Genomic DNA, 12,135 nt, shown 5'->3' on the forward strand with positions numbered 1-12,135 from the left:
ACTTACAATTAAAAAGGGAACAGGGAAATCCCCTACTTTTACAGCGTTTTTCAGATGAATAGACCACAGTGAGTAAACCAACCCCAAGCATCGTCGGATGAAATTCAATACTTTTGGGTTAAAGATTATAGCGGTTTTCTTATGAATGAAATACACCACTTTAGCCCCTAGCCTCTAGTTCCTAGCCTCTTTTATTTCTGGAGTGTATTCCATGCAACCGAGAAGCGTTATAAGTATGGGGATTTGTACAAGGACGCATTGAAACTTCTGTGCGGAGGGGCATCTCGTGCAAGGTTTTCTTGCTGTTCCCTGTTCCCTGTTCCCTATTCCCTGCCCGAAGGGCTTAGAAGAATTTATTTACTTGAAGGAGCAGAATCCACTTGATTTAACGGAGCGATAGGAGCAGAGTTATTTACATTACCCGTGTTAGGTGCTGGATCTGGGTCAGAGAAAGTAGCTGGAGCATTTCTTTCGGTTCCAGTTGGGTTAACAGGTGTACCCGGAACTGGGCCAAGTTGTGTGGTACTAGCTGCTGGGATATTGATTAATGGATCTGGTGGATTTTTGACAACCGGGGCAGTCGTAAATTGTCCGTTTGGTCTGATAGGTACTAAAATAATCCTTTGCCTGCCTGGTTGACTTGGGTCTGAACTCAGTTGTGGCCCTACATTAATGGTAGTTCTCTTTTGTACAAGGGTAGTAGTTGGCGTACCGTTAGAGTTAAACGACGGTGGACGGCTGTATACAGCAGGAGCCGTATTACCACCAAGTGGAGAGCCATCTTCTCTATAACCCCTGACTACTGCACTGCCAACTGTATACCCCAAAGCTTCGCCAGCTACTGAATCAGAGTAGTAGTGTACACCCCCTTGCCTCCGTGCTAGAGACGATTCTCTGCCTAAAGCAACGAAGTTCTCCACTGGTTCTTCAGGAAAACAAGCAGGGCCAACAGCCATAAATACACCAGCAGAGGTGGAATGACCAGAAGGGTAAGCAGGATGGTAAGGCGTAGGTAGTCTGGGATTGTCAGCTTGAAAAGCGTAATTAGTTACCTGATCAGGACGAGGACGCAGATACATAAACTTGTTGTACCATGCAGCTAGAAGACCAGAATAGATACCTTCGTTAAGCATGGCGCTACAGCGCGCCGCTAAAGGTGGACTATATTGATAAAGTTGAACTAAATGGTCAAAATAGTAATTATAGTTTGAGGCAGGTGGGTCAAAGTTCCAGCGAGTGATGATTTTGATAACTTCGGGATTGTTACGGGTAGCCGCCAATTGGTTCAATTCTCTCAATTCATCTGCTGTTTGGGCAGATGTATTTGAGGGTGGTGGGGGAATAATAAATGTGTCAAATCTTCTCACCGGATTCTGGGGTATTTTCCAGTTGGGAGCAGTAGGAGCAACAATTTGTGAATCGTCTAAGACTGGTGGAAACTGCGGATTTGAGAAAGTATCTCTGGGATTGAAGCGTACACTATCAGGTTGATTTGGAACCTGAGCATTAGCAATTGGAATAGTAGCTAAGGCAAGCAGACATGTAGCAGCAGCACTGTTGATAAAAAACGAAGTCTTCATTATTTATTGCCAGCTTGTGGAAAATACTACGTATATCTTGCGGAACCTTAATGATAATATCAATCTATTAACAGCTTGTATATAAGTTTGTCCATACTCTATCATTGGTTTATTCAGCTGATATCAGTTTAGTTACTAGCAGAACTCAATGGTGCAGAAATAACACTGACTGGTAGCAGCTACACAAATATTTGCAGATGTGTTGCCTCGGATGGCTGATTTCTTTTGAGGACGAGTTTCAATTTATAGACTAAGATCCCCGACTTGTTTGAGAAGTCGGGGATCTTATTGTTCAATGATTTAACCACCTAATATTATTAGCTTATTCTTTAAAAGAAACCAAATAAAGCTCTGAAGATTCCCAATAAACCACCTAGAGGATTAACTATAGCACCTACACTATCACCAGTTTTAGCTAAACCTGAACGGCTGACCACTAAAACATCATTGTTGCGAAGTATGGGATTTGTTTGTTCGTTAATACCTTGAGAGAAATCCACTTTTACTTCACGTTTGGTAACAGAACCATCTGGGTTGAGCCGAATCAAATCGACTGTAGACCTACTAGCTCTAGCATCATTGAATCCGCCAGCCGCCAGCAATGCCTGATTCAAAGAGCTGTTAGGCTTGATTTCTAAAGCTCCTGGGTTTTTGACCTCACCAACTACACCAACTTGAATAGCATTAGGAGACAAAGTAGTGGTAGCTAATTGAGTAGCTTCTGCTGCATTTACCTCGGTTGCAGTCGGAATAACAATAGTATCCCCATCTTGGACAATTATGTCTTGATTGACATCACCACTTTGTAACAACTGCCAAAGATTAATATCTACCGTTTGTTCTGTGCCAGTTCTTGTAGGTCTGCGGAGCTTGAGATTACGAACATCGGCTTGTGATGTAATGCCTCCAGCTAGTTGAATTGCCCGCGTTACAGTTGGCAGACCACCTCCTGTGGCTGTAGCTGTACCTGACTGCCCTTCTGCACCACCACCCGACCCGACAAGATATGAACCAGGACGATTAACTTCACCGATGATTGCTACTGTACGGGGTGTGGTTTGACTGGCTGCAAAGTTAGCTGCAAATAAATTGCGTGCTTCTGCTACGTCGAAGTTAGTGGCAGTTGGTACAATAATCGTGTCTCCATCTCTTAAGGTAATATCTTGTGTTGTATCACCTGTTTGGATAATATTTTTTAAATTGATAGTAACAACTTGCTCAGAAGAGCGGCCTGTTTTACGCTTTAATTTAACTTCAGATACATCTGCTGCTAAGGTAACTCCCTGAGCTGTTGTCAGTGCAGCTAGTACAGTTGGATATTGTACGCCTGGATTATTCCCTGCGCCTCCACTTAAACTGAGAGTGTAAGCTCCAGGACGTGTCACCTCTCCAGCAACCAAAATATTGATAGGACGAGGCGATAAAAGGTTGACAGAAATTAAAGGACGCTTGAGAAAGCGTGAGTATCTTCTAGCAATTTCGTCGGCAGCTTGTTCTGTTGTTAATCCTAAAACAGGTACGCTGCCAATTAAAGGTAAATTTATTGCTCCACCTGGAGGAACTTGATACTCACCTGTATATTCTGGTACTTCAAATACGTTCACACGAATAAGATCACCGCCTCCTAATAAGTAACTTGTATCTATTGAGGTTTGATAATTTGGTGATACTGGTTGTGGAGTAGGAAATACTGGTTGTCCCTGAGCTAGGCTCGCAGATGGAGTCGCGACATTAAAAGCTGTTAATAAAGCCATACCCACAACTGGTTGGGTAAGAAATTTTAGTAAATTTTTGTTAAGCATATTTACCTGAGACTCTGAGACTACGATTGGTAAAGTACTGTCTAAACATTTTTATTTTGACTATACTTAAGTATGCAAGTTCCCCAACATTCTTATTTTCCTAGAAAACTTTGATTTTCCGGAGGCATATTGTTGATTAAGTTTGAATTTTTAGTAAAGTTAACTTAAAGTTTATCTAACCTGATATAGCATTTGTTTTTGTTTAATGTGTCACATTAGTTACCTTTAATATTGTTTATAATTACACAAACAAATAGTAACTAGAAAGACTATGTTCTATATGTAAATATCCACAAAATATCACACAAATAAATGAAATCAACATTTGAAATGATGATTTATCACCTCATATTTTGAAAAAGTATACATTCATTTGTATTACATCAAAATATTTAATACAAAAGTTAATCTGAATTACTTCATGACATAGCGGTTTTATTATGAATGAAATAAACCACCCATTCAAAATTGATAAAAAGCTTATGCCGTACTCATTTTTAATTTTTAATTCCGCTTTGCGGTACTAGCCCCTTTTTTCCCTTACAGGAGTGTATTACAAACAACCGAAAAGCACTATAAGATCGACTTAAATATTTTATATTTTAGTTTTTCTGAATATTTAGTATTTATAAATACGTCGTATTAAATGTTTCACAAAAATAAAAAGTGAGATCGGGAATTAACTTTATTTAAACTCCAATTTTCTATTTTCTATGGCTGGACAGGCGTTTTAGATGGTTTTTGGTGAATTTGACGGATAAAACTATTGAGGAGCAAGATTTTAGCTAAGTGAGTTATTTTGCTGGTGTATTTTTTGGATAAAAAATTCTTCTAAAGAGTAATGAGACAAATTCATAGAAATTATTTGTCCTCCCATCAAGCGGAGACTGGCAAGAAAATCATAGCAGTCTTGTTGTAGTATACCTTGCCAAGTACCATCAGGTGCAAACGTTAGACTAGGTATCCATTTTTGCAGAATTTCCCAGTCACCACCTTGACCTTTGACTTGATATGTATCCCCTTTACCTAATAATTCATCAAGAGAACCGATGCAAATTAATACGCCTTGAGAGAGGATGGCAACGCGATCGCAAATTTGCTCTACCTCACTCAGAACATGGCTGTTGAAGAAAATCGTCTTACCTGCGGCTTTTAGAGATAGAATAATTTCGCGCATTTGGTAACGCCCTAAAGGATCGAGACCAGACATTGGTTCATCTAGAAAGATCAATTCTGGATCATTAATTAGTGCCTGTGCCATAGCAACACGCTGTAGCATACCTTTAGAATAGCGCCGCATCTGTTTTTTACGAGCATCAGCGACAGATAAACCCACTAATTCTAGTAGTTGAGGAATGCGTTGGCGTTGTAAGCTTTGAGGAATTTGAAATAGACCTGCGGCTAGCTGCAAAAATTCCCAGCCAGTGAGATACTCATACAAGTAAGGATTTTCGCTGAGATAGCCAATGTATTGTTTGATGTGGCGATCGCCTAGCGGTTTACCAAACAGCAATCCTCGTCCACCTGTAGGGCGAATAATCCCCAATAACAATTTTAAAAGGGTTGTTTTACCAGCACCATTAGGCCCTAGTAAACCAAAAGTTTCTCCCTTATAAACTGTCAAAGAACAGCTTTTAAGGGATACCACTTTTTGATTCAACCAAAAGCCTGTGCGATAGACCTTTCGCAATTCAGAAGTCAGGACTACTGGCGGCGTGTCTATAGTCTGCGGGTGAGAATTAAGGTTGTCTACAACAGACTTCATCTGGGTTCAGTTACCAAAATTAATATTTAACTGCTGGACACCTAATGGTTTGACAAATGCGATCGCCACTAGGTTTGTCAATTATGGCAAACATAGTTGCTAATTGGCACTCTTAATATCACCTTTACCACGTAATTTTGACTATATTTACAAAACGCCCTTAGAACTAGGAATCATACCAGCACGGCGGGGATCAATTTCCACCGCCATTCGCGTTGCTCTGGCAAAAGCTTTAAATGTTGCTTCAATAATATGGTGGGAGTTAATGCCATCAAGTTGCCGAATGTGTAAAGTCATTTGACTATGGTTTACCAGCGCGACAAAAAATTCCCGCACTAATTGGGTGTCATAAGTTCCTACTCGTTGGGTAGGAATTTCTAAACCATAGCTGAGATGAGGGCGACCAGAAAAGTCTAGTACTACTTGAACTAAAGCTTCATCCAACGGTGCAAGAAAATTTCCAAAACGGACAATACCTTTTCTATGGCCTAATGCTTGAGTGAAAGCTTGCCCTAAGGTGATGCCTACATCTTCATTGGTATGATGGTCATCAATTTCCCAGTCTCCTGTAGCTCTGACATCCAAGTCAATGAGACCGTGGGAAGCAATTTGATGCAACATGTGATCTAAAAATGGAATACCTGTAGCTGCTGTACAAGTTCCTGTACCATCTAGGTTAACAGTAACTTGGACATCAGTTTCACCAGTAGTGCGGTGAACAGAGGCAATCCGAGAAGTTTGAGTAATTTGGCGTTCAGTTGTTTGCATAATTAATGAGGCATGGGGCATGGGGCATAAGAAAGAGGCAGAAGGGCAGGGTGCGGGGTGCAGAGGGGAATGAAGAAGAGGAATTGGGGCAGGGTGCGGGGTGCAGAGGAGATGAAGAGGAATTACCTCTTTCTCCCGAAGTTGCTCCACTTGGGGAGGCAGCCCTGTCTTGTTGTTCCAACAAAGAGGAGCCAGCGCGGTCATGGGGGTTTCCCCCAGGAGCGACTGGCGTTGGACTGCCGAACCCGGAGGGGGAGACCCCAAGACCGCACTTCTCTCCCTGTCTCCCTGCTCCCTGCTCCCTTGCCTCTTCCTCTGCCCAAATCGTATTACATTCCCATGATTTCATATCCTGCATCTACATACAGGACTTGTCCTGTAATGCCACTGGCTAAGTCACTAGCTAAGAAAGCAGCAGTATTGCCTACTTCTTGCTGAGTTACGGTGCGTCGTAGGGGTGATACTTCTTCTACATGATGAATCATATCCAAAATGCCGCCTACCGCTGAAGATGCCAAAGTCCGAATTGGGCCGGCAGAAATGGCATTCACCCGAATATTCTGTGACCCCAACTCAGCAGCTAAATAACGTACACTTGCTTCTAAACCTGCTTTAGCGACTCCCATAACATTGTAGTTAGGAACTGCTCTTACACCGCCCAAATAGGTTAGGGTGATGATGCTACCTCCCTGGGTCATCAACGGTTTAGCTGCACCACTTAACTGTACTAATGAGTAGGTGCTAATTTCTAAAGCGGTGTTGAAGCCAGAACGAGAGGTTTGGCTAAAACCTCCACTCAAATCATCTTTGCTAGCAAAGGCAAGACAGTGAATGAGAATATCTAGCTTGCCCCACTTATCTTGGATAGTTTCAAAGGTAGACTGAATTTGTTGATCATTTTGAACATTACAGGGAAGAAATAAGCTGGGGTTAAGAGGTTCAACTAATTCTGCAACTTTTTTCTCCATTTTGCCCTTGTCATCTGGCAGGTAGGTAATACCTAGATTTGCTCCTGCTTTGTGCAGTTGCTGAGCAATCCCCCAGGCGATTGACCGGTTATTGGCAATACCCGTAACCAAGGCGTTCTTTCCAGTTAGATTAAGCATAAAAATTGTCAATGCAAGCAATCACTAGGAGCATACTAGAATCTGATACCGACTTGCCATCAAAGATCACAATTGAGGCATCAAAAAAATCGAGAGGAACAAAGAGGAGGAGTAGAGAAAAAAAGTTGCTTCTTTATCTGTTTTTACTTTCTCATTTCCTAAATGCTATTTCTCAATTCAACTTGATATGAGCCAAGTTTATTTATGTTTTGCATATAATTTGCAAAAATAATTATTAGTAAGTGTGTTTTCTGCAAAAAAAATTCTAGATATTCCTTAAGATATCGTGAATTTTTCCACAAAAAACCTGATGACTACAACTGTGGAAGTACTTATAACAACTACTAGCTAAAAATATGAAAAATTATGTATCATTATGAACAAATAACTATCAAGTTTTGGGTTTGAGTATAGGAACGAACAGAAAGGTTGACGGTGCTTTATTAATTTTTCAGGTGTATTCTTAGGTAATCAGTTTTTGTTTTTCCGGCATTGGGTAGGGGAAGGGAGATGATCGTGACACAAGATAAAGCCCTAGCAAATGTTTTTCGTCAGATGGCGACCGGAGCGTTTCCGCCGGTTGTGGAAACTTTTGAACGCAACAAAACGATCTTTTTTCCTGGCGATCCTGCCGAACGAGTTTATTTCCTTCTCAAGGGTGCTGTTAAACTTTCCAGGGTGTACGAGGCAGGAGAAGAAATAACGGTAGCATTGCTGCGGGAAAATAGCGTTTTTGGTGTGTTGTCATTATTGACAGGAAACAAGTCAGATCGGTTTTACCATGCGGTGGCATTTACCCCTGTGGAATTACTATCGGCACCGATTGAACAGGTGGAGCAAGCACTCAAAGAAAATCCAGAATTATCGATGTTAATGCTGCGGGGTTTATCTTCGCGGATCTTACAAACAGAGATGATGATTGAAACTTTAGCTCACCGAGATATGGGATCGAGGCTAGTGAGTTTTCTATTAATTCTCTGCCGTGATTTTGGTGTACCTTGTGCTGATGGGATCACAATTGATCTGAAATTATCTCATCAGGCGATCGCTGAGGCCATTGGTTCAACTCGCGTTACCGTCACCAGATTACTGGGTGACTTACGAGAAAAAAAGATGATTTCTATCCACAAAAAGAAGATTACTGTGCATAAACCTGTTACCTTAAGTAGACAGTTCACTTAAAAGCAATTGGAATAATGGGAGTTGGTCTGTGTTGTGTTTTTAAAAGAAACCACCCAAATAGCTGGAATCAAACCTCAAATCTTGAGTAATTTCAGCTATTGCCAATCTCCCCCTCCTCCACAGATAATGATTGAAAGTAGTAGGCTGTATCTGGAAGCATTTCGGTAGCTGAAGATGACCACCGGGTACATCCTCATAGCAGCAATTTTAATTTTGGGAGGCGTAATTGCCACCGTTGGCGATCGCATTGGCACTAGAGTTGGCAAAGCGCGTCTCTCATTATTCAACCTCCGTCCTAAAAATACGGCTGTATTGGTAACTATTCTGACTGGTGGTTTAATTTCGGCATCAACTCTAGGGATTTTATTCGCTGCCGATGAAGGATTACGCAAGGGCGTATTTGAATTAGAAGATATTCAAAAAGACCTCAGAAACAAGCGGGAACAACTCAAAACTGCGGAAACCCAAAAAAGCCAAGTAGAAAGTGAGCTAAACCAGGCAAGGAAGGAAAAAACACAGGCACAGCAAGACTTACAAGTAATTAATAAGTCTTTACAAGCAGCTAACGCTAAACAACGGCAAACGCAAGCTCAACTCAACCGTACCATTAGTCAACAAGCCCAAACCCAAACTCAACTTCAACGAACTCAAAGCCAGTTGGGTAAAGTGGCAACTCAGTACCAACAAGCTATCACAGAACTGCAAAGTGTTGACGATCAAAGAAAAGCTCTACAGGCAGCAGTTGAACAATTAAAAACAGAACGTGAAAGACTTTACGCCGAAGCTAAAAAAGCGATTGATCAAGCCAAAACAGCTATTGAAAAACGCGATCGCGAACTTGCCAACCGAAAGGTAGCGATTGAATTACGCGATCAAAAAATTACTCAACTAGATCAACTGATTCAAAAACGTAATCAAGAAATTACTTCACGAGAGCAAGTGATTGCTAAACGTGAATCTCGCCTCAAAGAATTAGAAAGACAACAAGATTATTTAGAGCAAGAAGTAGCGAGGCTGGAAAAATATTACCAGTCATATCGAGATTTGCGTTTAGGTAAATTGGCGTTAGTTCGTGGTCAAGTTTTGGCCGCAGCTGTCATTCAAGTTAACCAAGCTGCTGCTGCTCGTCAGGCGGTGACACAACTTTTACAAGAAGCCAACCGAAATGCCAATATTGAATTAACTGAACCTGGCGCAAATCCTGCAAATATAGAGACATTGCGGATTACTCAAGAGAGAATTGAGCAACTGATCAAGCAAATTAATGATGGTCGAGAATATGTAGTGCGAGTTTTCTCCGCTGGCAATTACGTTAGAGGAGAAAAACAAATAGAATTTTTTGCCGATGCAGCGCGAAATCAATTGGTTTTTTCTAAAGGTGAGGTATTGGCTTCCACTACTGCTGACCCCAAAGCCATGACATCTTATCAGATGCGGCAAAGATTGGATTTGTTGATTTCTGCTTCCCAATTTCGCGCCCGTAATGCTGGAATTGTAGAAAATGTCCAAATAGATGGTACTTTTCTACGCTTTGTTGCTCAACTCAAGCAGTACAATCAACCATTAGAGATTAAAGCGATCGCGGCAGAAGACACTTACACAGCCGGGCCTTTGAGAGTGAAATTAGTAGTAATTTCCAACGGTCAAGTTATTTTAAGTACTTAAAAAACAAGATTAATATAAAGAAAACTTATTTAATATGGCTTTTAGTGAATTTTCACCAACACAACCAGTCATTTTGGGTTTTGATCCAGGTAAAGATAAGTGTGGTTTAGCAGTTATCGGACTAGATCGGCAATTATACTATCACCAAGTTGTACCTGCGAAAGAAGCGATCGCTACCATTGAGACATTACGCCAGAGGTTTCCTGTCTCGCTGTTAGTAATGGGTGATCAAACTACAGCTAAACGGTGGAAACAGCAACTTTATCAAGAATTAGCAGAGCCGCTAAATATCATTTTAGTCAATGAACGCTACAGCACTTTAGAAGCACGCGATCGCTATTGGCAGATGTATCCTCCTCAGGGACTAACAAAACTATTGCCAAAGGGGATGCGACAGCCACCACGACCGATAGATGATATTGTTGCCATCCTTTTGATTGAAAGATATTTAAATCGCCTCACCGAATCAGCAATGAAGAGTGAAGGGTAAGAACTTACGTCATGAATCCATAACTTATAACTTTTAATTCTTAAAGTTCTGCTCGAATAGTAAAAGCATAGTCTCCTCCAGGTTCTAATTGGTAATCTTGTTGCTCTAAGAAGCGACCGAGGGGTTCTTTAATTAAGGCACGACCTTGAGAAGGTTTGACAGACAATTTTCCTTGGCGGAAGTGCCATTGGAAATGCCACTCAAAGTCACCCGCGCTGACTTCGCCCTCAAGGAAGCCGTGTTGCCAGGATTGGCGAATGATTCTGACATGGGCGATGGTTTCTGGCAGGCGTTTCGCACTCACAATGCTTTATGATGTCAAGTGTGGAATAAAAGCTAACTATGTAGCCTACTTCTTTTATTTACCAAACATAGCTTAAATAGACAAACTGACAAAGTGAGTATTTGTAGTTGAGGATTTTTACTTCAAACGGCTGAATTTACGGCTAGGCGAAAAAATCCTGACTTGCTGAATCATAGGATGATTTCGCCCAATTCAGAAGGAATTATCAATGGTTTCAAGCGCCGATTCATCCCGCATGTATGCAACGGCAAAATCCTTATTTTTTCCTGTGTTATGGGTGTTTATTTAAAATTATAGTCATCCGCGATCGCATAACCCAACCCAGAATACACGATTTATTTGATGGTTGTTGACAAAAGCGATTTAGTGCAAAAAAGCGTGATAAGAGAAATAAGCTTATGATAATCGCAGAAATTGAAAGTCAGATACGTTATGTCACCAACGTAGATGGAGAAACAACAGACGTACTTGTCCCTGTAGAACTTTGCCAACAGCTTATGAGTTCTATAAATTCTGATAACATCAGTGGTTTAGCTTGGATTGATGAACAAGAGCCAAAAGCACAAATATTAGCCGAACTGCAAGAGTCTGTGCGACAAGCAGCAGTAGGACAAACTTTTCCAGTTTCAGAGCTGTGGGACGATATCTAAACCTAGATTTATTTGATCAAATGTTAGAATCATGATGCATAACTAACGCTACGCTACAAAATAAAAGGATTAACAGGATTTTTGTGATTATTCAAGGATATAAAGAGTCAATATTTGCTTTGGCAAAATTAAGAATTTCGATAGCTCTTTGAATAATCTGATCGGCATCAGCTTGTGTAATATTAGGATCAATATTGTAGTCACCGCGTAAACGAGTTCTTTCTGCATCAATTAGATAACGATGAAATTTACGAGGAACTCGCTGTGGACGTGCAAATCTTTCTCCAAAAGCAGCAATTACAGCTGAATGTTTAGAATAAGCAAGTCCTTCACCTTCTAAAAAAGCAGTAGCAATATAAAACATTGCGTAATAGCCACGAGATGCTGCAAATTCAGCAAAACCTTTTTGGTTAAGTTCTTCCGCTGCTTGTAAACTTCTCTCGGCTTTTTCTAGGAGTCTTTGTCGTTCAAGGGTCATATTACTAACCCATCTTGTCTGATATTACGGAAGAAACCACTATTATAATTTTCGAGTTGAGCGCGGGTAACAAACGCACAACTAATTAAAACATTATATTCTAAACATAAATCTGCAATACTTTGACTGATTTTTTCGCTTTCTTGAGAATAGCTAAAAACATCTTTTAATACAATTAAAATATCAATATCTGAGTCTGGTTGTGCTGTTCCTCTGGCTTGTGAACCAAATAAAATTAGTTTGTCTAACTGTTCTCCATAAAGTTGTTTTAAGTTTTCGCGTATCCGGGTTAAGACTGTTGAAATTGGTTGATTTAGCATAGTTTAAAATAAACAATTACTTTTA

Annotated in this window: 12 protein-coding genes; 4 read left to right on the forward strand and 8 right to left on the reverse strand. The window is 40.7% G+C overall.

Features of this window, described 5'->3' with window-relative positions; all coding sequences use genetic code 11:
- Positions 1-353: 353 nt before the first annotated feature.
- The 5 genes from QI031_RS12700 to fabI form a co-directional block, all read right to left on the reverse strand.
- Positions 354-1,580, reverse strand: a complete 1,227-nt coding sequence (locus QI031_RS12700) for a vanadium-dependent haloperoxidase (protein WP_281485499.1) — start codon at positions 1,578-1,580, stop codon at positions 354-356.
- Positions 1,581-1,909: 329 nt separating this feature from the next.
- A complete protein-coding gene (locus QI031_RS12705) occupies positions 1,910-3,382 on the reverse strand; it encodes a polysaccharide biosynthesis/export family protein (protein ID WP_281485500.1) in 1,473 nt (490 codons plus the stop codon).
- 781 nt (positions 3,383-4,163) lie between these two features.
- Positions 4,164-5,147 carry an ABC transporter ATP-binding protein gene (locus tag QI031_RS12710; RefSeq protein ID WP_281485501.1) on the reverse strand — a complete coding sequence of 328 codons (984 nt, stop codon included), beginning with the start codon at positions 5,145-5,147 and terminating at the stop codon, positions 4,164-4,166.
- Positions 5,148-5,294: 147 nt separating this feature from the next.
- Positions 5,295-5,915: an imidazoleglycerol-phosphate dehydratase HisB gene (hisB, locus tag QI031_RS12715; RefSeq protein ID WP_281485502.1), complete on the reverse strand. Its 621-nt coding sequence runs from the start codon at positions 5,913-5,915 to the stop codon at positions 5,295-5,297.
- A 329-nt stretch (positions 5,916-6,244) separates the two neighbouring features.
- Positions 6,245-7,021, reverse strand: coding sequence for an enoyl-ACP reductase FabI (gene fabI, locus QI031_RS12720; protein ID WP_281485503.1), 777 nt, complete (start codon positions 7,019-7,021; stop codon positions 6,245-6,247).
- A gap of 510 nt (positions 7,022-7,531) precedes the next feature.
- Here fabI and ntcA point away from each other — a divergent pair.
- The 3 genes from ntcA (at position 7,532) to QI031_RS12735 (ending at position 10,358) form a co-directional block, all read left to right on the forward strand.
- The gene (gene ntcA / locus QI031_RS12725) at positions 7,532-8,203 is read left to right on the forward strand and encodes a global nitrogen regulator NtcA (protein ID WP_010998529.1); all 672 of its coding nucleotides are present in this window, start codon (positions 7,532-7,534) and stop codon (positions 8,201-8,203) included.
- A gap of 174 nt (positions 8,204-8,377) precedes the next feature.
- Positions 8,378-9,868, forward strand: a complete 1,491-nt coding sequence (locus tag QI031_RS12730; RefSeq protein WP_281485504.1) for a DUF3084 domain-containing protein — start codon at positions 8,378-8,380, stop codon at positions 9,866-9,868.
- A 34-nt stretch (positions 9,869-9,902) separates the two neighbouring features.
- Complete coding sequence (locus tag QI031_RS12735) at positions 9,903-10,358, forward strand: pre-16S rRNA-processing nuclease YqgF (RefSeq protein WP_281485505.1); 456 nt, start codon at positions 9,903-9,905, stop codon at positions 10,356-10,358.
- Positions 10,359-10,398: 40 nt separating this feature from the next.
- Here the strand turns inward: QI031_RS12735 and QI031_RS12740 are convergent, their stop codons facing one another.
- Entirely contained in the window at positions 10,399-10,662 is a 264-nt protein-coding gene (locus QI031_RS12740; RefSeq protein ID WP_281485506.1) for a DUF3146 family protein, read from the reverse strand.
- Positions 10,663-11,060: 398 nt separating this feature from the next.
- Here QI031_RS12740 and QI031_RS12745 point away from each other — a divergent pair, with 398 nt between their 5' ends.
- Positions 11,061-11,312, forward strand: a complete 252-nt coding sequence (locus QI031_RS12745; protein WP_281485507.1) for a hypothetical protein — start codon at positions 11,061-11,063, stop codon at positions 11,310-11,312.
- A 91-nt stretch (positions 11,313-11,403) separates the two neighbouring features.
- On the opposite strand, the gene QI031_RS12750 is transcribed toward QI031_RS12745, so the two are convergent.
- Together QI031_RS12750 and QI031_RS12755 are read right to left on the reverse strand one after the other, a co-directional pair.
- Positions 11,404-11,790 carry a HEPN domain-containing protein gene (locus QI031_RS12750; protein WP_281485508.1) on the reverse strand — a complete coding sequence of 129 codons (387 nt, stop codon included), beginning with the start codon at positions 11,788-11,790 and terminating at the stop codon, positions 11,404-11,406.
- Complete coding sequence (locus QI031_RS12755; protein ID WP_281485509.1) at positions 11,787-12,110, reverse strand: nucleotidyltransferase domain-containing protein; 324 nt, start codon at positions 12,108-12,110, stop codon at positions 11,787-11,789. The genes QI031_RS12750 and QI031_RS12755 overlap by 4 nt, the downstream gene beginning before the upstream one ends.
- Between the last annotated feature and the right edge of the window lie 25 nt (positions 12,111-12,135).

Source organism: Halotia branconii CENA392 (genome assembly GCF_029953635.1).
Classification (GTDB): Bacteria; Cyanobacteriota; Cyanobacteriia; order Cyanobacteriales; family Nostocaceae; genus Halotia; species Halotia branconii.